At 65.4% G+C, this 19,632-nt stretch carries 20 protein-coding genes; 9 read left to right on the forward strand and 11 right to left on the reverse strand.

Annotated elements, in window-relative coordinates; genetic code table 11:
* Positions 1 to 12: 12 nt before the first annotated feature.
* Both A5733_RS03550 and A5733_RS03555 read right to left on the reverse strand, forming a co-directional pair.
* Entirely contained in the window at positions 13 to 759 is a 747-nt protein-coding gene (locus tag A5733_RS03550) for an SDR family NAD(P)-dependent oxidoreductase (protein ID WP_255376476.1), read from the reverse strand.
* Positions 760 to 769: 10 nt separating this feature from the next.
* On the reverse strand, positions 770 to 1,834 hold the full coding sequence (locus tag A5733_RS03555; RefSeq protein WP_076239109.1) for a ferredoxin--NADP reductase: 1,065 nt from the start codon (positions 1,832 to 1,834) through the stop codon (positions 770 to 772).
* 232 nt (positions 1,835 to 2,066) lie between these two features.
* Between A5733_RS03555 and A5733_RS03560 the strand changes: the two genes are divergently transcribed.
* Complete coding sequence (locus tag A5733_RS03560) at positions 2,067 to 3,164, forward strand: acyl-CoA desaturase (protein ID WP_076239110.1); 1,098 nt, start codon at positions 2,067 to 2,069, stop codon at positions 3,162 to 3,164.
* A 25-nt stretch (positions 3,165 to 3,189) separates the two neighbouring features.
* Here A5733_RS03560 and A5733_RS03565 read toward each other — a convergent pair whose 3' ends face one another.
* The 4 genes from A5733_RS03565 to A5733_RS03580 are packed head-to-tail and all read right to left on the reverse strand — an operon-like array spanning position 3,190 to position 6,544.
* A complete protein-coding gene (locus A5733_RS03565; protein WP_076239111.1) occupies positions 3,190 to 3,642 on the reverse strand; it encodes a MarR family winged helix-turn-helix transcriptional regulator in 453 nt (150 codons plus the stop codon).
* Positions 3,643 to 3,691: 49 nt separating this feature from the next.
* Entirely contained in the window at positions 3,692 to 4,951 is a 1,260-nt protein-coding gene (locus A5733_RS03570; protein ID WP_076239112.1) for an amidohydrolase family protein, read from the reverse strand.
* The gene (locus A5733_RS03575; protein ID WP_076239113.1) at positions 4,948 to 5,274 is read right to left on the reverse strand and encodes a hypothetical protein; all 327 of its coding nucleotides are present in this window, start codon (positions 5,272 to 5,274) and stop codon (positions 4,948 to 4,950) included. Before A5733_RS03575 ends, A5733_RS03570 begins: the two co-directional genes overlap by 4 nt.
* Before the next feature lie 4 nt (positions 5,275 to 5,278).
* Complete coding sequence (locus A5733_RS03580; RefSeq protein WP_076239114.1) at positions 5,279 to 6,544, reverse strand: aromatic ring-hydroxylating dioxygenase subunit alpha; 1,266 nt, start codon at positions 6,542 to 6,544, stop codon at positions 5,279 to 5,281.
* A gap of 104 nt (positions 6,545 to 6,648) precedes the next feature.
* On the opposite strand from A5733_RS03580, the gene A5733_RS03585 reads away from it, so the two are divergent.
* Together A5733_RS03585 and A5733_RS03590 are read left to right on the forward strand one after the other, a co-directional pair.
* A complete protein-coding gene (locus A5733_RS03585) occupies positions 6,649 to 8,109 on the forward strand; it encodes an aldehyde dehydrogenase (protein WP_076239115.1) in 1,461 nt (486 codons plus the stop codon).
* 10 nt (positions 8,110 to 8,119) lie between these two features.
* Complete coding sequence (locus A5733_RS03590) at positions 8,120 to 9,262, forward strand: amidohydrolase family protein (RefSeq protein WP_067768066.1); 1,143 nt, start codon at positions 8,120 to 8,122, stop codon at positions 9,260 to 9,262.
* 88 nt (positions 9,263 to 9,350) lie between these two features.
* Here the strand turns inward: A5733_RS03590 and A5733_RS03595 are convergent, their stop codons facing one another.
* Complete coding sequence (locus tag A5733_RS03595; RefSeq protein ID WP_076239116.1) at positions 9,351 to 9,953, reverse strand: TetR/AcrR family transcriptional regulator; 603 nt, start codon at positions 9,951 to 9,953, stop codon at positions 9,351 to 9,353.
* A gap of 123 nt (positions 9,954 to 10,076) precedes the next feature.
* Here A5733_RS03595 and A5733_RS03600 point away from each other — a divergent pair, with 123 nt between their 5' ends.
* From A5733_RS03600 to A5733_RS03610, 3 genes are read left to right on the forward strand one after another with little or no spacing between them, the layout of a single operon-like run.
* The gene (locus A5733_RS03600) at positions 10,077 to 11,255 is read left to right on the forward strand and encodes a spirocyclase AveC family protein (RefSeq protein ID WP_076239117.1); all 1,179 of its coding nucleotides are present in this window, start codon (positions 10,077 to 10,079) and stop codon (positions 11,253 to 11,255) included.
* Positions 11,242 to 12,060: a CbbQ/NirQ/NorQ/GpvN family protein gene (locus A5733_RS03605; RefSeq protein WP_076239118.1), complete on the forward strand. Its 819-nt coding sequence runs from the start codon at positions 11,242 to 11,244 to the stop codon at positions 12,058 to 12,060. Before A5733_RS03600 ends, A5733_RS03605 begins: the two co-directional genes overlap by 14 nt.
* Positions 12,057 to 13,760, forward strand: coding sequence for a nitric oxide reductase activation protein NorD (locus A5733_RS03610; RefSeq protein ID WP_076239119.1), 1,704 nt, complete (start codon positions 12,057 to 12,059; stop codon positions 13,758 to 13,760). Before A5733_RS03605 ends, A5733_RS03610 begins: the two co-directional genes overlap by 4 nt.
* Before the next feature lie 22 nt (positions 13,761 to 13,782).
* Here the strand turns inward: A5733_RS03610 and A5733_RS03615 are convergent, their stop codons facing one another.
* The 3 genes from A5733_RS03615 to A5733_RS03625 are packed head-to-tail and all read right to left on the reverse strand — an operon-like array spanning position 13,783 to position 17,458.
* Entirely contained in the window at positions 13,783 to 15,006 is a 1,224-nt protein-coding gene (locus A5733_RS03615; RefSeq protein ID WP_198938720.1) for an alpha/beta hydrolase, read from the reverse strand.
* Positions 14,999 to 16,588, reverse strand: a complete 1,590-nt coding sequence (gene fadD12 / locus A5733_RS03620) for an acyl-CoA ligase FadD12 (protein ID WP_067768101.1) — start codon at positions 16,586 to 16,588, stop codon at positions 14,999 to 15,001. The genes A5733_RS03615 and fadD12 overlap by 8 nt, the downstream gene beginning before the upstream one ends.
* Positions 16,589 to 16,648: 60 nt before the next feature.
* Positions 16,649 to 17,458 (reverse strand): 1-acyl-sn-glycerol-3-phosphate acyltransferase, encoded by an 810-nt coding sequence (locus A5733_RS03625; RefSeq protein WP_076239121.1) that lies wholly within the window; start codon positions 17,456 to 17,458, stop codon positions 16,649 to 16,651.
* A 183-nt stretch (positions 17,459 to 17,641) separates the two neighbouring features.
* On the opposite strand from A5733_RS03625, the gene A5733_RS03630 reads away from it, so the two are divergent.
* Together A5733_RS03630 and A5733_RS03635 are read left to right on the forward strand one after the other, a co-directional pair.
* Entirely contained in the window at positions 17,642 to 17,878 is a 237-nt protein-coding gene (locus tag A5733_RS03630; protein WP_076239122.1) for a type II toxin-antitoxin system Phd/YefM family antitoxin, read from the forward strand.
* Positions 17,875 to 18,270 carry a type II toxin-antitoxin system VapC family toxin gene (locus tag A5733_RS03635; RefSeq protein WP_067768081.1) on the forward strand — a complete coding sequence of 132 codons (396 nt, stop codon included), beginning with the start codon at positions 17,875 to 17,877 and terminating at the stop codon, positions 18,268 to 18,270. The genes A5733_RS03630 and A5733_RS03635 overlap by 4 nt, the downstream gene beginning before the upstream one ends.
* Positions 18,271 to 18,319: 49 nt before the next feature.
* Here A5733_RS03635 and A5733_RS03640 read toward each other — a convergent pair whose 3' ends face one another.
* Complete coding sequence (locus A5733_RS03640) at positions 18,320 to 18,634, reverse strand: hypothetical protein (protein ID WP_076239123.1); 315 nt, start codon at positions 18,632 to 18,634, stop codon at positions 18,320 to 18,322.
* A 153-nt stretch (positions 18,635 to 18,787) separates the two neighbouring features.
* Here A5733_RS03640 and A5733_RS03645 point away from each other — a divergent pair, with 153 nt between their 5' ends.
* Positions 18,788 to 19,618, forward strand: coding sequence for an arylamine N-acetyltransferase (locus tag A5733_RS03645; RefSeq protein WP_076239225.1), 831 nt, complete (start codon positions 18,788 to 18,790; stop codon positions 19,616 to 19,618).
* The last annotated feature ends 14 nt before the right edge of the window (positions 19,619 to 19,632 follow it).

Raw genomic sequence — 19,632 nt, forward strand, 5'->3', positions numbered from 1 at the left:
TCTACACGACCGCTACATCACGGAGCCGCCGTTGACCCCGAGGGTCTGGCCGGTGATGAAGCCGGCCTCCTCGGAGCACAGGAACCCCACGGCCGCAGCGATATCCGCTCCGGTGCCCAATCTGCCGAGGGGGATGTTGGCGGCGATGGTCTCATTGGGCGGCAGATAGCCCGCCGCTTGGGACTGGTGCTGCATCGGGGTCTCGATTCCCGACGGCGGGATGTTGTTCACCGTGATGCCGTGCGGGGCGTATTCGCGCGCCAGCGACTTCGTCAAGGTCAGCAGCGCCCCTTTCGACGCGGCGTAATGCGCCGCGAACGGGGTGCCACGCTGGGCGCTGGAGGAGGAGATCATCACGATGCGGCCCCATCCCGCGTCGACCATGTCGGGAAGCGCCACCTGGCAGCAGCGGAAGGTGCCGCTCAGGTTCACCTCGATCATCTGTGACCACGACTGCTCGGTGATGTCGGCGAAGGAGGCGTAACCAAACAGGCCCGCGCTGGTCACCAGAATGCCGACCGGACCGAGTTCGCTGCGCACCTTGTCGAACGCGTCCTGCACCGCGGCGCGGTCAGTGACGTCGGCGCCGACCGCGACGGCGGTCACGCCAACTGACCGTAGATCCTCGGTAACCCGTTGTGCTTCATCGGTGTTCACATCGAGCACGGCGACCGCATGGCCGCGGCGCCCTAGTTCGTGGCACGTCGCCTCACCCATCCCGGAGGCCCCGCCGGTCACCACGGCCACCCTGTTCGTCACGTCAGCCACCTCATTCGTAGACCACTCTCACTGTGCGACTGGTGGGTAGCGCCTGACAGGTCACCACCCAGCCGTCGGCGACCTCGTCGTCGTCGAGGGCGTCGTTGTTGAGCATGCGTGCGCTGCCCTCGACCACCTGCGCCATACAGGTTCCGCACGAACCGGTTTCGCACGACGACGGCGCCTTCAGGCCGGCCAGCCGGGCGGTCTGCAACAGGGTGTTCCCGGCGCGGTATGGCGCGGTGACGGTGCTGCGGTCGAGTTCGATGGTCACCTCTTCGGTGACCGCGGGTTCGGCTGGGTCTGGCACGGGGACGGCGGCCACGCTGAAGCGCTCCAGATGCACCTGCTGCTTGGGGATTCCGGAGTCGAAGAGGACCCTTTCGACGGTGTCCATGAACGGGGCGGGCCCGCAGACGTAGTAATCGGTTTCCGCGTGGCTACCGTCGGCGATGAAGTCGGCGATGTGTTGCGGCGAGACGACGCCGTCCAGATCGTCGAGATGATGGTGCACCGCAAGGCGCTCGCTGTAGGTGTCGACGAGGGCGGCCAACGCCTCCCGGAAGATGACGGAGTCAAGGTTGCGGTTGGCGTAGAACAGTCGAGTGCTGCGGGTGGTGGCGGCCAGTGCCGACTGCACCAACGAGAACACCGGGGTGATGCCGCTGCCGCCGGCGAAGGTGACGACGTTGCGCGCGCCGGCGGTGAGTACGAAGCGGCCTTCGGGGGGTGCGACGTGCAGTTCGTCGCCCACGCGCACAGTGTCGTTGATCCAGTTGGAGACCAGGCCGTCGCGATCACGCTTGACGGTGATCCGCAGGTCGGGATCGACGGCCGGCGACGATGACATCGAGTAGCACCGGCGGTGTTCAGCCCCATCGATTCTCGGCCGAATGGTGATGAATTGCCCTGCCGCATAACGGAACCGGTCTCTGATCGGCTCGGGGATATCGAGCACCAGGGACACCGCGTCGGAGGTCTCCCGGATCACCTGCTTGATCCGCGCGGGGATGAACCCGTCGGCGTCGGTCACGTCGGCGGATTCCATGCGGGGTGTCGTCGTCGATGTCTCCATCGCGGCCAACAATATCAAGTACTTGTCATTAATCTCAAGTGGTAGATAACGCCTGTCGTGGGGGAGGCATGACCAACTCTGGTGGAGGTGCGCGGACGGTCCGCCAGCGCCGCCATTTCGCCTGGTCGGCGCGCTCGATTACCTGTCGGTAACTCTGAGGCTCTAGGCTGCGGTCCGACGCTCGCGGTGATTGTGCCGCTCTACCTGCCGCACACACCCCGAGGACACCTTGATGGCGATCGCCGATGTTCCCGCCTACCTGCATCTCAGCAGCGCCGACGTCGAAAAGATCGCCGATGAACTCGATGCCATCCGCCGCGACGTCGAGGAGTCGCTCGGGGCGCCGGACGCGGCCTACATCCGGCGGGTGATCCATTTCCAGCGCGCGCTCGATGTCGCCGCGAGACTGATGATCGCCGGTACTCGGTCGAAGGCCGGATGGTTGGCGGGGACGTGCGCGCTGGCATATGCGAAGTCCATCGAGAACATGGAACTGGGCCACAACATCTCCCACGGCCAGTGGGATTGGATGAACGATCCCGAGATCCACTCCAGCACCTGGGAGTGGGACATGGTCGGGCATTCCGCGCAGTGGCGGTACTCGCACAACTACCGGCATCATGTGTACAGCAATGTGCTCGGGATGGACGAGGACATCGGCTACCGCCTGCATCGGGTCACCACCGACCAGCCGTGGCGCTGGGTCCACTTGGCAACTCCGGTGCGGAACCTGGTGCTGGCCGCGATGTTCGAGTGGGGCATCGCCCTGCATGGCCTGCACTCCGAGCGTCTGCGGCATGAGACGCCAGACGGCCTTGCCGTGGAGAAGCGGAAGTTCTTCGGCAAGATCGCCCGCCAGCTGAGCAAGGATTACGTGGTCCTGCCCGCCCTGAGCCTGCGCCGGTGGCGGCGGACTCTGGCGGCCAACATCACCGCGAATGTGGTCCGGAACCTGTGGGTGTACGTGAACATCATCTGCGGGCACATCCCCGACGGCACCGAGACGTTCGACCCGGCGGTGGTCACCGACGAGACCAAAGGCGAGTGGTATCTGCGGCAAATGGTCGGGACGGCAAACTTCAACGCGAGCCGGCTGCCGGCGTTCTCAGGCGGTCACCTGTGCTACCAGATCGAGCATCACCTGTTCCCCGACCTGCCGAGCAACCGCCTCCCGCAGGTCAGCGTTCGCGTACGGGAACTGTGCGACAAATACGACCTGCCCTACAACACGGCATCGCTTCCGCGCCAGTACTTCCGGACTCAGTGGATCATCCACGGGTTGGCGTTTCCCGACTGGATGGTGAGCATCGGCCGCCGACGCCGCAAATAGGCCTGGCGGCCTCCACCGGGAGACGTCATGGGTCGATGTGATCGGCGTGCGGCGTGTGGCCCGTACCTTGTTCGATCACCCGGCGCAGCAGAGCCTTCAACTGCTCCTGCTCGTCCTCACTGAGCACCCCGAACACCCGGTCGTGGGCGGCGACGGCATCGGCGACCACCGCCGAGGCCACCGCCCGACCCTCGTCGGTCAGAAAGACCTGAAGGATGCGGCCGTGCTGGGGGTCCTGCTTGCGCTCGACCAGGCCACGCTTCTCCAGAGCGGTGAGCGCGAGTTGTACGCCCTGGGGCGTGATCAACAGACGGCGGGCCAACTCGGCCCCCGACAGGCCCGGTTGGTTGGCCAACTGCCGCAGGACACCGATCTGAGCGGTGCTGACGCCGTGATCCTTGACCGACTCGTTGACGGCCGTGAGCGAGAAATAGAACGCCTGCTTGAGCCACCACAGGGTGTTCTCGGTGAGGTCCATCTTCTCGTCTCCTGCCACATGCGCGTCAACTCGACGCTAGCGCACAGTGCTACTTGTGCTTGACGACGCTGCCGTCCTTCATCACGAACCGGACGTCGAGTGTGGTCGCGATGTCCACGCTGGGATCGCCGACGACGGCGATGACGTCGGCCAGATAGCCCGGGGTCAGTTGACCCAGTTCGTCGGCGGCATCGACCAGGTCGGCGGCCACCACCGTGGCGGCCTGCAGGGCCTGCATCGGGGTCATGCCGCGTTCGACGAGCGCACACAGCTCCTTGGCATTCTCACCGTGGGGGATCGCCGGCGCATCGGTGCCGCACGCCACGCGCACCCCGGCGGCAATAGCCTTGGGCAGCATGGATTTTGCCCGCGGGAACACGTCGAGCGCCTTCTTGCGCAACTCCGGCGCGATCCGATCGATGGCCATCGCATCGGTGAGATACGTGGTTGACACCAGGAACGTGCCGTGGTCGACCATCATCTGGATCGTCTCGTCGCTGGCCAGGAATCCGTGTTCGATGCAGTCGATGCCGGCCCGGATGCAGGCCTGGATGGCGCTGTCCCCGACGGCGTGGGCGGCGACTTTCACCCCGGCGCGGTGGGCTTCGTCGGCGATCGCGGCGAACTCGGCATCGGAGTACTGCTGGGCACCCGGTGCGGTGCTGTGGGACATCACGCCGCCGGAGGCCGACACCTTGATCAGCTTGGCGCCGTGGCGGATCTGGTAACGCACACACGCGATGACGTCGGGGACACCGTTGGCAATGCCCTCGGCGACCGACAGCGGCATGATGCCCGGCGCCAGCCGCTGGAACACCGTGGGGTCCAGGTGGCCGCCGTAGGGGGTGACCGCGTGTCCGGCCGGGTAGATGCGCGGGCCGACGTGCCAGCCCTGATCGATCGCCCGCTGCAACGCGACGTCGAGCAGATAGCCGCCGGTCTTGACCATCAACCCCAGGTTGCGCACGGTGGTGAACCCGGCCTCCAGGGTGGTACGGGCGTTGACCGCGCCGCGCAGCGTCCGGTACGCCGGGTCGTCCTGCACCCCGTGCATCGGGGTGGGCAGCCCATTGGGGTTGCCCGGCCCGCCGATCAACAGGTTCAGTTCCATGTCCATCAGGCCGGGCAGCAGCGTGACATCGCCCAGATCGATGGTGGTGGCCGAATCCGGCAGTGGGCCTCCGGGATTGACCGCCGTGATGCGGTTGCCCTCGACGACCACAACGGCCGGGGAGCGGACCTGACCGCCGACGACGTCCACCCACCGGGCGGCGCGCAATACCGTCGGCTGATCGACGGTGCCGGTCACGGCACGGGCTCGACGACGCAGTCCAGCGATGTCGCGCCGGAGTCCGGTACCCGCGGTTGTTTCCAGCATTCCACCGGGAAGGACACCGTGATCATCGAGTACAGCAGGTGCATCAGGTTGAGCACATCCTCGGGCATGTCGTCGAGGCTGAACTTGTCGCAGAAGCTGATGGCTTCCTCCGCGCGCGGGGTGATCGCGTCGTAGAAGGCCTGCATCTCGGTCATCGTCGAGCCCAGCCGCTTGGCGTAGCGCTGCGGTTCACTGGACAGGCACCAATCCGAGAACTGTTCGAAATCGGCGAATTCCGCCGGTAGTTTGCTCATCGGTTCACACCCCCGCAGTCTTGCGCTGGTAGTCCTCGATCCATGCCGCGGTCTCCTTGTGCAGGTGGCGCAGCAGGATCTCCTGGTCGCACAGCAGGAACTCGTCGACCACCCGGGTCTCGATCGAGCTCTGGGTGGCCTCCAGGGTGTTGGCGTCCTGTAGGCCGTATTCCTTGAACGACACCGCGGCCAGCTCCTGGGCCAACCGCTCCCGCGGCGTGCGCGGCTGCGGGAAGTACAGCGTGCATTCGAAGAGGTGGGTGTTGAACGAGGTCGGCCAGTAGTGGTACGTCAGGTACCAGCCCTGGCCCCAGAACAGCATGACGAAGTTCGGGAAGAGCTGGAAGGAGTCCAGCCCCCACGGATCGCATTTGGCGGGGTTGAGGCCGGCCGGCATCTCGCCCAGGTCCGGCTTGTCCCACGGCCCGAAAAGCCCACTCTGACAGATGTCTTCGATGGGCTTGCGCATCTCGTCGGCCATCTCCCAGGCCCGCACCCCGGACGTGCTGACCAGGCGGTGCGGCCCTTCGATGCGGTAGTGCGGTGCTTCGAAGCCCGCCTCGGCGGCGGCCTTCGAGTAGGCGGTCGGGGATTGGTTCGCATGCAGGATGGGTGCGTGGTAGAACTCCTGGAAGGCATCCATATAGAGCTTCCAATTCGCTTTCACCTCAGAGCGATAGGTGAACCGTGACGTCATCTTGTCGAACGGATAGCCCGCCAGGTCGGTGATCATCGGGCCCAGGAATTCGCGCAGGGACTGCTCGGGTGTCTTGGCGAAGTTGACGAAGATGAAGCCCTCCCACACCTCGCAATGCACGGGCACGAGGCCGTAGCGACTCTTGTCGAGATCGAAGAACTCGGCCTCCTGCTGGACGAAGGTCAGCTCACCGTCCAGGTCGTATCGCCAGGCGTGGTACTTGCAGGTGAACTGCCGGCACACCCCGCTGGTCTCCTCCAACGGCATGTCATCCCACACCAGTTTGTTGCCACGGTGGCGGCAGACGTTATGGAAGGCCTTGACCTCGCCCGATTTGTTGCGCACCACGATGATCGAGGTGTTGGCCGCCTTCATTTCCCGGGTGAAATAGCTGCCCTTACGTGAAAGTTGTTCCACCCGGCCGACATTCAACCACGCGCGCTTGAAGATCGCCTGGCGTTCCAGCTCGTAGATCTCCGGGCTGATCGAGTCTTCGTAGGACACCGGCCCGGTGCCCAACTCGGGGTAGTGCTGGGTCCAGCTGCCTTCAGCCGGCTTGGAAAACCGAGCCATGCCCGCTCCTCTGCGATGTGATTCGACAGGCTCGACGGTAGACGGCGGTTCCCTCAATGACAAGTAGTTGATACTCTTACTTCGACTGAGGCGGGAGGGTCCGGATGGATCAGCATCTTGGGGAGTATCTCGGTGTCGAAGCCGACTGGTCGCCGAGCGGCGACCCGGCCGACACGATCGAAATCATCTCGCCGCACACCGAGCAACCCATCGCCCGCGTACCGGCCGCCAGTCTGGCCGACGTCGACGCCGCGGTCGACGCCGCTCGTGCGGCCATCGACCGGGGGCCCTGGCCCCGGTTGGCGCCCGCCGAGCGCATCGCCGCGGTGCGCAGGCTGGCCGGCATCTACGCGCAGCGACGCGACGAGATGGCACAACTGATCTCGGCCGAGATCGGCGCACCGATCAGCTTCGCCCAACGCGCGCAGGTCGGGTTGCCGACGATGATGATGTCGGCCTTCTGCGACCTGGCCGAAACCTATCCCTGGCATGAGGTCCGGCGCGGATTCTTCGGCTCCGACGTCCAGGTCAAGAGGCAGCCGGTGGGCGTCGTGGCCGCGGTCGTCCCGTGGAACATGCCGCAATTCCTCATCGTCACCAAGCTGGTCCCCGCGCTGCTGGCCGGCTGCGCGGTGGTGCTCAAACCCGCGCCCGAATCTCCCTTGGATGCACTGCTTTTGGCCGAGATGCTCAAGGAGGTCGGCCTGCCTGACGGCGTCGTCACCGTCGTGCCGGGCGACGCCGCGGTCGGCAGTCACCTGGTCTCGCACCCCGGCGTCGACAAGGTCTCGTTCACCGGCTCGAGTGCGGCCGGGCGGGCCGTCGCAGCGGCGGCCGCGGCCAACCTGACCAAGGTCAGCCTCGAGCTCGGCGGCAAGTCGGCGGCCATCGTCCTCGATGACGCCGACCCCGAAACCGTCGCCGCCGGCGTCCGGTCGGCCAGCCTGTCCAACAGCGGCCAGATCTGCAATGCGCTGACCCGCATCCTGGTTCCGGCTGCGCGGGCGCAGGACTACGTCGACGCCCTGGCCGCCCGGATGGGCGCTCTCGTCGTGGGCGACCCGGCCGACCCGGCCACCGAGCTGGGGCCGCTGGTGTCGCGTCGGCAGCAGCAGCGGGTGCGCGATTACATCGACCTCGGCGAACGGGAAGGGGCCAGGCTGGTCTGCGGCGGGACCGCCCTGCCCGACGGACTCGACAGCGGCTGGTACGTGCGGCCCACGCTGTTCGCCGACGCCGACAATTCGATGCGCATCGCCCGCGAGGAGATCTTCGGCCCGGTGCTCACCGTGATCGGCTACCGGGACGAGGACGACGCCGTCGCGATCGCCAACGACTCCGACTACGGCCTGGCCGGCTCGGTGTGGACCGCCGACACCGATCGCGGCGTGAGCATCGCCGACCGTGTACAAACCGGCACTTTCGGGGTAAACCAGGGATACACAATGGATCCGTTCGCACCGTTCGGCGGCGTCAAGTACAGCGGGTACGGCCGGGAGCTGGGCCGCGAAGGTCTCGACGGTTACCTCGAGGCCAAGTCCATCGCCGTCGCACCCGCACGTTGAGGGGACGAGCATGACCGTCACAGCTTCGCCGAGGATTCCGGCCACCGAACGCATCGCGGTCCGCTGCGTCGATTCCGATGTGCATCCCGTGCCCCGACGCGGGGACCTGGGCCAGTACCTGCCCGAGCCGTGGCGCACCCGGTATTTCGGTTCGCACGACGTGGGCGATCTCATCTACTACGACGCCCCCGACTACGCGCACGCCTACGCCATGCGCACCGATTCCTTCCCGGCCGACGGTGAATTCGCCGGCAGTGATCCTGACCTCGCCTTCCGGCAGTTGATCATGGAGGCCGGCGCCGACATCGCCATCCTCGAGCCCGCGGCGTACTCGGCGCACATCCCCGAGGCCAACCACGTGATGAACTGTGCGCTCAACGACTGGCAGGCCAACCACTGGCTCGATTCCCACAACAACTGGCACGAACGCTGGCGCGGCTCGATCTGCCTGGCCGTCGAAGCCCCCGAGCTCGGCGCGCAGGAGATCGAACGGTGGGCCGGCCATCCGTACATGGCGCAGATCCTGATCAAGGCGGAGCCGCGGCCGTCGTGGGGCGATCCGAAGTACGACCCGATCTGGGCCGCGGCCACCAGGCACGACATCACGGTGAGCTGCCATCTGTCCCGCGGCGAGTACGAGGAACTGCCGATCCCGCCGGTCGGATTCCCCAGCTACAACCACGACTTCATGGTCACGTATTCGTTGTTGGCGGCCAACCAGGTGATGAGCCTGATTTTCGACGGGGTGTTCGACCGGTTCCCGACGCTGCGCATCGTGTTCGTCGAGCATGCGTTCACCTGGATCCTGCCGTTGATGTGGCGGATGGATGCGATCTACGAGGCGCGCAAGAGCTGGATGGACATCAAGCGCAAGCCGAGCGAATACGTCAAGGACCACATCAAGTTCACCACCCAGCCCCTGGACTATCCGGAGGACAAGACCGAGCTGTCGCGGGCGTTCGAGTGGATGGAGTGCGACAAGATCCTGCTGTTCTCGTCGGACTACCCGCACTGGACCTACGACGATCCGCGCTGGCTGGTCAAACACCTGCCCGAGCACGCCCGCGAAAATGTGATGTTCCGCAACGGAATTCAGACCTATAAGCTCCCCGAGACCGTGCCGGTGCTCGAAGGTCAGGTGCGCGTCTTCTAGGGCGCGCCCAACTCCTGCGCCGAGACTACGGTTTATCGCCCAAATTCCGGCGAATGACGCCAAGAACCGTAGCGTCGGCGGGACTGAGTCATGGCAGCTTGATCGCCGACACGTACATGTCGACGATCGGCCGATAGAGGTCGACGTCATCGAGCTCGCTGCCCAGCACCACCGAATCGCTGGTGGCGATAAGCACCTGCGCAAAGGTCCTCGGCGGGATCAACAATGTGCCACCGAGTTTCTCGATGCCCTCGACGATGAAGGTCGCCAGCGCGTCGACCACCTCGGATCGCTTGGCCGCGACGCGATCCCGTGAGTCCGGGTTTCTGCGGAGGTAGAGCGTGAACTCGTGGCCCAACGCGGCATGCTCGGCGCCGCGGTCCTGGCTCAGCTGGCGCCAACGCGTGGCGATCTCGTCGCGTTCGTGGACACCGACCTGCTTCGCGCTCGACATCACCTCGGCGAAGTTGTCGAAATACCGCCGCCAGTAACGGTCACTCACCGCCAGGAACAGGTCTTCCTTGGTGGCGAAGTGCTTGTAGATCGCACCTTTGGTGTAACCGGCGGCCCGCGCGATGTCGTCCAGAGTGGCTGGCGCAAAACCTCTTTCGGCGAATACCTCTTCGGCGGCATCGAGCAGCACTGAGCGGGTGTGCTCAAGTCTGCGTTCGCGGGTCCAGCGCTCAGCCATGGCAAAAGTCTGCCACAGAATCTGAGTAACCTATTGGAATCTCAGATACCGATAAGTATATTTACCGCATCGGTTGGCCGCGTTCCGCCGAATGCCTCCACGATCGCCAAGGGGAAACCGAACATGAGTGATCTGTCCAAGAAGCCCGCCGTCACCGAATCGGTCGGTGGCATCGCCGAACTCGACAAGCAGGGCCCGCCGTCGTCGAACGCGTACCGAATCTGGGCGACCGTCGGCGGCGCGTTCCTGCTGGTGACGTTGTATGTCTTCACCCGGTGGGTGACCGGGCCATATTTCGAGTCGGTGCCGGGCGGGCCGAGCGAACCACCGATGTACATGAAGATCCCGCTGATCGCCAACGCCGTCGTGCTCTGGGTAGGTCTGCCGTTCGCGTTGTGGTTCTTCATCATTCGGCCGTGGCTGCGGGAGCGGCGCATCACGCTCGACGGCATGCTCCTGGTGTCGATGGGCCTGATGATGTTCCAGGATCCGATGCTCAACTACTACAGCACCTGGTGCACGTATAACGCGTGGCTGTTCAACCAGGGGTCATGGGCGCCGTACTTCCCGGGCTGGGTGGCGCACGAGGAACCGGGTCATACGGTGCCCGAACCGCTGCTGACCAACGTCCCGGGCTACGCCTACGGTGTCCTGCTGCTCACCATCGTCGGCTGCGCGATCATGCGCAAGATCAAGAACCGTTGGCCGGCGATCAGCAATCTGCGGTTGGTCTTGGTCACCTATGCGATCGCGATCGTCTTCGACTTCGTCATGGAGGCCCTGATCATGTTGCCGATCGGGTTCTACTCCTATCCCGGTGCCATCCAGTCCTTGTCGTTCAACGCCGGCACCTACTACCAGTGGCCGATCTACGAGGGCTTCATGTGGGGCGGGGTCCAGACGGCGCTTGTCTGCCTGCGCTTCTTCACCGACGACCGCGGCCGCACCCTGGTCGAACGGGGGATCGACCGGGTCCGCGGCGGGTTTGTCAAACAACAGTTCGTCCGCTTCCTGGCCATCTTCGGCGGTGTCAGCGCATGCTTCTTCCTGTTCTACAACGTTCCCGCGACCTGGCTCGGCACGCAGGCCGATCCGTGGCCGGAGGATGTGCAGAAGCGTTCCTACTTCAATCCCGGCATCTGCGGCGAAGGGACCGACCGACCGTGCCCGAACCCCGACCTGCCGTTACCGACCCACCGTTCGGGCTACATCAATCACGAGGGTGAACTGGTCCTGCCCGAAGGCGTGACCATCCCGCCGGTCGTGCCGATCCAACGGGCGAACAACGATGACGGTCAGTAAGATTCGGCCAATCGGCGAAGCGGGTGCCCCGTCGCCGTACTACCGGGCCGCGGGAGGGGAGATCGAGACCTTCCGGGCGGCTGCCCGCCGCGGCGCGCCGGTGTTGCTCAAAGGTCCCACCGGGTGCGGGAAGACGCGTTTCGTCGAGGCAATGGCGCACGAACTCGGTCGTGAGCTCGTCACCGTGGCCGGCCATGAGGACATGACATCGGCGGATCTGGTGGGCCGCTTCCTTTTGAAGGGCGGTGAAACCGTCTGGGTGGACGGCCCGTTGACCAGAGCGGTACGCGAGGGTGCCATCTGCTATCTCGACGAGATCGTGGAGGCGCGGCAGGACACGACGGTGGTCATCCATCCGCTCGCCGATCACCGACGCGAACTGCCCATCGACCGGCTCGGCACCACGCTGCCCGCGGCGCCGGGCTTTCAACTGGTGATCTCCTACAACCCCGGCTACCAGAGCATCCTCAAGAGCCTCAAAGACTCGACCCGACAACGCTTTGTCGCAATCAGCCTGGACTTCCCGGCTGCCGAGATCGAGACCCAGATCGTGGCCCACGAGGCCGGGATCGACTCCACCACTGCGGAATCGCTGGTCCGGCTCGGAAACGCCATCCGAGGTCTGGACCGCTCGGCACTGAGCGAGGTGGCGTCGACCCGCATGCTGATCCTCGCCGGCGGGCTGGTCGCCGAAGGGCTCAGTCTGCGCGACGCGATCCAGTCCGCGGTGGTGGAGGTGCTCTCGGACGATCCCGATGTGATCCGGGGTCTCGGGGAACTCGTCGAGGCCGTCCTGTCACGGTGAGCACCGGTTACCCCGAGCCGCACCACTTTCGGTTCCTGGCCGGTTTCCTCGCCGGGCGGCCGGTCGATGTCGCCGTGGCCCGCGCAGACGAATTGGCCTACACCGACGGCCAGATCATCTTCGTGTCGGCAAATGCCGACCCGGACCGGCAGCGTCGCGAAGTGCTGGTCCAGAGTGCGCTTCTGGGAGCCGGCAGCCTCGAAGGTCAGTACGTCAAGCGGCTGCGGGCCCGGCCTGTGGCGACCCGCCGCTACCTGACGCTGGAAGGCCACCGCGTCCTTGCCGAGCTCAGCCCGCGCGTTGCCCTGGCGGCTGCGGTCTGTCCCGCCTGCGCTGCGCAGTCCACCAATTCGGAGGAATCACTGCACATTGCCTTGGGCAGAACCACACTCGACGCACCACCGGAGTGGTTCGGGACCATCAAACCGTCCACACTGATCCGCGCCCGCATCGGCGGTGAGCCGGGGTCGCGGGCCACCGATGCCGACGTCCGGATGAACGCCGCGCAACCCGACCCGTCCGAGATGGTTCAGGACGATGACGACGACGGCGGACCGGCCGAGAAGAGCTGGATCCTCAAGCTGTTCGAGGTTCCCATCGGCGCGCAGGCGCCCGCGAGATTCTTGCGCTCGCTGTTCGGCAGTTCTCGCTCGTCCGAAAGTGAGGGTGCCGGTGCGGAGTTGGGCGTCGGATCGATCCGACGGACATCGCGCGCCGGGGTGAATGCGCGTCCCGTACCGACCCCGATTCACTTCACCGGTGCCGAGAAGCCTGTTGCAGCGCTCGCCGTCGGTGGCGCGTGGTATCCGGAATGGGATGTCTTCAGTGACCGGTATCGAGAAGAGTGGTGCCGTGTGATCGACTTTCCCGTCACCGCCACGGTCGACGTCTCAGCCGTCGGTGTGACGCGTGACGCGGTGCTGCGACGCAGACTGGCGCGAGTGGGCCTCGGTCCGAAAGTGTTGCGCGCCCGAGCCGACGGCGACGACGTGGACACCGAGGCCTTGATCGACCTGTTCGTCGATCTGCGCTCAGGCTATTCATCACCCGAGCATGTGTACACCGAGCGCCGCAAGCTCGCCCGCAATCTCGGGGTGCTCATCCTCGTCGACGCATCGGGATCGGCGACCGACGCCGACGGCGACGGCCTCGCCGTCCATGAACACCAACGCCGTGCGGCTGCGACGCTCGCCGTGACACTCGAGGAGCTCGGCGACCGCGTCGCGGTGTACGGATTTCGCTCACAGGGGCGTCGCGCGGTGCACCTGCTGGCCGTCAAGACCTTCGGCCACCGCTTCGGGGCCGCCGAACGGGCCCGGCTCAGCCGGCTGCAGCCGTACGGCTATACCCGGTTGGGGGCCGGTATCCGGGGCGCCGGAGAGATCCTGAAAACTCAAGCCGGAACGCCGAATCGGCTGTTGATCGTGCTCTCCGACGGCTACCCCTACGACGACGGCTACGAAGGCCACTACGCTCGGGCCGACGCCGCCAAGGCCCTCGAGGAACTCAGAGCCGATGGGGTGGCCTGCCTGTGCCTGTCCATCGGTGCGGATGCCGACGCCGACGCACTCGATCAGGTTTTCGGCGCAGCCAGTCATGCCAGTGCTGCCACGTTGGGCGAGCTGAGCCCGCGGATGGATGAGCTGTTCTTGGCGGCCTTACGTGAACTCGCCGCACCCAAACCGGCCCGGCGAAACTAATTTCGGCCCAGTTACTTCTCAGCTATTTCCGCGCCGCCCAGACCCGCGCCCACGTCAGGAACTTCGCGACCGCATCGGCCGTGTAGTGCCCGCGTGGTGAACCGAAGAAGTCGAACGCGTGCTGGGCATGCGGAATCTCGGCATAGATCACCGGTGACTTCGACACGTTGCGCAGGGCTTCGACGAACTCACGACCCTCGACCACCGGGATGAGTGAGTCGTTGGTCCCGTGCAACACGAAAAACGGTGGGGCGTCGGGGTGGACGAGGGTGATCGGTGAGGCGTCGCGGTACACCTGGTCGTCGGTGCCCAGCGGAATCTTGACGATCAGCCGTTCCAGGATCTCCATGAACTCGGCCCGGCCGGGGCCGGTGGTGGAAAACCAGTCGTAACGGCCGTAGACCGGCACCGCGGCGGCCACCGAGGTGTCGGCATCCTCGAAACCCGGCTGCCACTTGGGATCGTTGGGGGTCAGCGCGGCCAGCGCCGTCAGATGCCCGCCTGCCGATCCACCGGTGATGCAGACCGCGTCGGGGTCACCGCCGTACTCGGCGATGTTCTCCTTCACCCAGGCCAGCGCCCGCTTCACGTCGATGATGTGGTTGGGCCACGGGTGCCGCGGGCTGATGCGGTAGCCGATCGACACGCAGATCCAGCCCTGCTCGGCCAGGTAGCTCATCAGGGGATAGGACTGCGGCCGGCGCATACCGATCATCCAGGCCCCGCCCGGAACCTGCAGCAGCACCGGGGCCTTGCCGTCCCGCGGTAGGTCCGGGCGCATCCAGATATCGGCCAGGTTGGCCCGGTGCGGGCCGTAATGCACGGTCTCACGTGCGTAGCGGCGCCGGCTCATCGACGTGGAGTACACCTCGCCGCGGCGCAACGGCCGCAGGGCCGCGGGATACTCCTCGGCCAGGGCCTCGTGTACCGGATCTTCGAAATACGGCCGGGATTGCACGTTGCGCCGGTGCACCAGCACCAACAACGCCCAGGAGGTTGCCTTGAGCAGCAACGAGATTCGTCCACCCGTGGAGCGGTAATCGCCGCGGATGGCGCGTCGCACCGCATCCAGCGCCGACACCGTGATCACCAGCGGCGCGTTCTCCGAGGTCGGCCAACCGAACGCGAAGGCCGGAATGGTGCTGTAACCCTTGCGGCCGAGCGGTTTCACTGCGTTCGCAGCATTGAGGAACTCGGCGGCCGCCGTGAGCAGTCGCCTTCTCAGACCGGGTTGGCGTTCAGCCATTCACCTTCTCCTGGAGCGCGCGTCGGTCGATCTTGCCGGTGCTGTTGCGCGGCAACTCGTCGAGGACGGCGATCTCCCGCGGCACCTTGTAATTGGCCAGGTTCTCTCGAACATACGCTTTCAAGTCATCCGGGCTGGTGGGGGCGTCGGAGCCGGACAGCACCACAAACGCCGCCAGCCGCTGCCCGAACTGCTCGTCGTCGACACCGATCACCGCGGCCTCGGCAACCTCGGGATGGCCGGCCAGGACCTTCTCCACCTCGATCGGGTACACGTTCTCGCCGCCGGAGACGATCATCTCGTCATCGCGGCCGACCACGAACAACCGACCCGCCTCGTCCAGATAGCCGACATCGCCCGAGGACATGAACCCGTCGTGGAATTGCTTGGTGGTGCCGGAGGTGTAGCCGTCGAACTGTGTCGAGTTGCGTACGTAGATGGTGCCCACCTCGCCGGTGGGAACCTCGTTGAACTCGGCGTCCAGAATGCGGATCTCGGTGCCCTCGGCGGGTTTCCCCGCAGTATCGGGCGCGGCGCGCAGATCGGCAGGTGTCGCGGTGGCGATCATGCCGGCCTCGGTGGCGTTGTAGTTGTTGTAGATGATGTCGCCGAACCGGTCCATGAACGCGGTGACGACGTCGGGACGCATCCGCGAACCCGACGCCGCGGCGAACCGCAGCGAGCGACCGTCATAGCGGCGCAACACATTCTCGGGCAGTTCCATGATCCGGTCGAACATCACCGGCACCACACACAGGCCCTTGGCCCGGTGCCGGTCGACGAGCTCGAGGGTGGCTTCCGGATCGAACTTGCGTCGGGTGACGATCGTGCAGGCCATCGACGCCGCGAAGGCCAGCTGGGAGAAACCCCAGGCGTGGAACATCGGCGCAACGATCACCACCCGCTCCTCGGTGTGCCACGGGGTGCGGTCCAGGATCGACTTGAGCACTTCCGGCCCACCACCGGAATGCTTGGCGCCCTTGGGTGTTCCGGTCGTTCCCGACGTCAGAAGGATCACTTTGCTTTTCTCGCTCGAGCGCCGCGGCTCGGTCCCGCGATGTTCTTCGACCAGCTTGGCGACCGTGACGTCGTGCACGTGGGTGTCGGTCCAGGCCACGATCCGGGTGGTCGACGGGCGGTCCGCCAGTGCGCGGTCGACGATCTCGGCGAACTCCTCGTCGTAGATGACGGCATCCACCGACTCGCGTTCGACCACCTCGGCCATCGCCGGGCCGGCGAACGAGGTGTTGAGCAGCAGCACGTCGGCACCGATGCGGTTCGCGGCGATCAGCGACAGCACGAAGCCACGGTGGTTACGGGCCATGATGCCCAGCACCTTCGGCTCACCGGCCGGCAAGGCCTGCAGGCCGGCCGCCAAGGCGTCGGCCTGCTGGTCGACCTGTTGCCAGGTCAGCGTGCCGAGTTCGTCGACCAGGCCCGGCCGATTCGGGCACCGTTGTGCGGCGGCCGCGAAACCTGAAGTGACACTCATGTTCTCGCGAGCCATCGCGGCAGCGATGCGCAGATACTTGTCCGGCCGCATCGGCGCGATCAACCCGGCCCGGCGCATGGTGGTGACCATCCCGACGGCATCGGTGACCCGGTCCAGCGGCCCGGTCAGCAGATCAAGAGGTCCCACGGTTCAGCCGATCACCGGGAACCGACGCTGTTCGGCCAACTCATCGAGGGCCCGCTGCATGACCCGACGGACATGAGCGTCGACCTCGTCGATGTCCGGGTCGTCGCCGAACTCGGCAATGATGTCGATCGGCGGCAGCGTCTTCATCACGATCTTGGACGGCAACGGCACATTGAGCGGAAGTACCGCCGACAGGCCGAACGGGAAGCCGAAGGAGACCGGCACGATCTTGGTGCGGGCCAGGCGTGCGATGGGGCCGAGTGCCTTGGCCACCCCCGTACCCCGGGACAGGAAGAAGTGAGTTTCCTGACCGCCGATTCCGACCATGGGCACGATCGGTACGCCGGCGTTGATCGCGGCCTTGACATAACCGGTGCGGCCGGCGAAGTCGATCTGGTTGGCCGAGAGGGTGGGCCGGTACACGTCGTAGTCACCGCCGGGGAACACGACGACGACACCGCCCGAGCGCAGGGCCTCGTCGGCGTTCTCGTGGTTGGCCCGGATGAAGCCGGTCTTCTTGAAGAAGGCCGCCGTCGGTCCGGTCATCAACATGTCGTGACTGAGGGTGTACACCGGCCGTTCGTAGCCGAACTTCTCGTAGAAACCCGTGGCGAATACCGGAACGTCCAACGCGAACAAGCCACCGGAATGGTTCGACACCACCAGCGCGCCGCCGTTGGGAAAACTGTCCAACCCACGGACCTCGGCACGGTGATAGCCCTTGATCAGCGGCCGCAGGAAGCCCATGACCTTCTCGGTCAGACCCGGATCCCACTTCGTGATTTCGGACGGGTCGATGTCGGTTGCGGCCACAGAGTCCCCCTGAGGTGAAATGAAACGTGTTCTAGTTTGCCCAGTGTACCCAGGTCGGGGGCAAAAAACCGATTCGCGCTCAAAGTTCTTGCACCCGATATCGGATTGCCGCCGTCAATACTTTCAAACTTCCCGTCCGGTAAGACTAGTTCCACTAGTCCGACTGGTTCTAAACTCGGCTGGATGAAGACCGTCACCAGCACGGAGGCGAAAGCCAAGCTGAACGCCCTTCTGGCCGAGGTCGAGGCGACTGGGGTCTCCGTCACGATCACGTCCCATGGCCGCCCCGTCGCCGTGCTATCCCCAGTTGCTCCGCGGGGGCGGACCTTCGGGCAGTTCCCCGGCATCCAGATCCCGCAAGACTTCGACGAGCCGCTGCCACCTGGCGAACTCGACGCGTGGGAGGGCCTCAGCTCGTGACCGCGATTCTTCTCGACACCAACGCGGTGCTGTGGCTGGTGAAGTCACCGGACCAGGTGCTGCCGGCGGCTCTGAACATCCTGGAAGATCCGACGAACGCGTTATTTGTTTCTGCGGCTTCGGCGTGGGAAATCGCGACAAAGACGCGCCTTGGCCGACTCGATGGCACCGCGCTGCTCTCGAGCTGGTCGGACATTCTTGAGGCGATGGGAGCCGTGGATCTGCCGATCGATTCGGCGGACGCTGCGCTGGCCGGCCAACTCAACTGGGAGCACCGTGATCCATTCGACCGCATGATCGTCGCTCAGGCCATGCGTCGAGGGCTCACGATTGCCACCAGTGACAAGGAAATTCGCGAGGGGGCGATCACCCCCGTCATCATCACCCGTTGATTCTCCGGACCAGCTACGGCCACCTGCGGCTTCGTCGTCGTGCGATTGTTCAAGTGGTAGGCGGTATTTCAAGCGGATGTTGGCTCAACGGATCGACCACGATCCACGCAGTTTTCATCGGTTCGATCGAACGGTTGAGCTGGAGAATGCTTTCGATGTCACCCTCAAGCACCATGTACGCCGCACGATTCGCCTTGTCGTAGAACTCTTTCATGCCGTCGATGCTCCGAAACACCGGAAAGAACCGAACGCCGCTGCGCTCGAGCAGAAACAACTTTTGGCGGCCGTCCTTCGTATCGCCAAAGGGTGTCGAATACCAGACTTTGGTTTCGAGAGGGACTGCCTCCGGTCCAGGGCCGCGCATGCCGCGGTCAGTGATTCCCGGAGTTGCGGGCAGCCCGTCGCTCGAATCAGGCACTGACATGCCGCTTGTATAGCACCTGACTGCGGTTTCGGTTTGCGCATTCGAATGGTGACATTGACCTCAACCACTGTTGAGGCAGCATCATGGATGACCATGGGATTCGACCTCACTGTGTACTTCGACCGGATCGACTACCACGGCTCGGCAGCAGCCGATCTGGCCACACTGCAGGACATCGTGGCCGCCCATGGCCGGTCCATCCCGTTCGAGAACCTCGACCCGCTGCTGGGTGTTCCGGTCGACGATCTCAGCGCCGAGGCACTGGCCGACAAGCTCGTCACCCGACGCCGCGGCGGGTACTGCTATGAGCACAACGGACTGCTCGGTTACGCCCTCGACGCGTTGGGCTACGGCATCGAGCGTCTCGCCGGACGCGTGGTCTGGATGAAAGGACCCGACGCGCCGTTGCCCGCGCTCACCCACAACGTGTTGGCCGTGACGGTCCCGGGTGAGGCGGGACGCTTCCTGGTCGACGTCGGCTTTGGCGGGCAGACCTTGTCGTCGCCGATCCGGCTGCAGGCCGGCGCGGTGCAGCAGACCCGGCACGAGCCGTACCGTCTGCTCGAGCCGGCCGGCGGCGAGTTCGAGTTGGCCGCTCAGGTCCGCGGCCAGTGGCAGCCGCTGTACCGGTTCACCACGGCGCCGCAACCGCGAATCGACCTGGAGGTCGGAAGCTGGTATGCCTCAACGCATCCCGGTGGCGTCTTTGTCGTCGGGCTGACGGCGGCGCTGGTGACCGACGACGCCCGGATAAACCTGCGCGGCCGGAACCTCTCCATCCACCGCCACGGCGAGACCGAACGTATCCGCTTCGACAGTGCCGCAGAGGTTCTCGACGCGCTCACCGAGCGGTTCGGCATCAAGCTGTCCGATCTGGACGACGTGGACGTCGAGGCTCGGGTGGCGCAGGTGTTGGACAGTTGAGCCGGCCCGCTCTG

Source organism: Mycobacterium sp. NS-7484, assembly GCF_001953975.1.
Taxonomy (GTDB): domain Bacteria; phylum Actinomycetota; class Actinomycetes; order Mycobacteriales; family Mycobacteriaceae; genus Mycobacterium.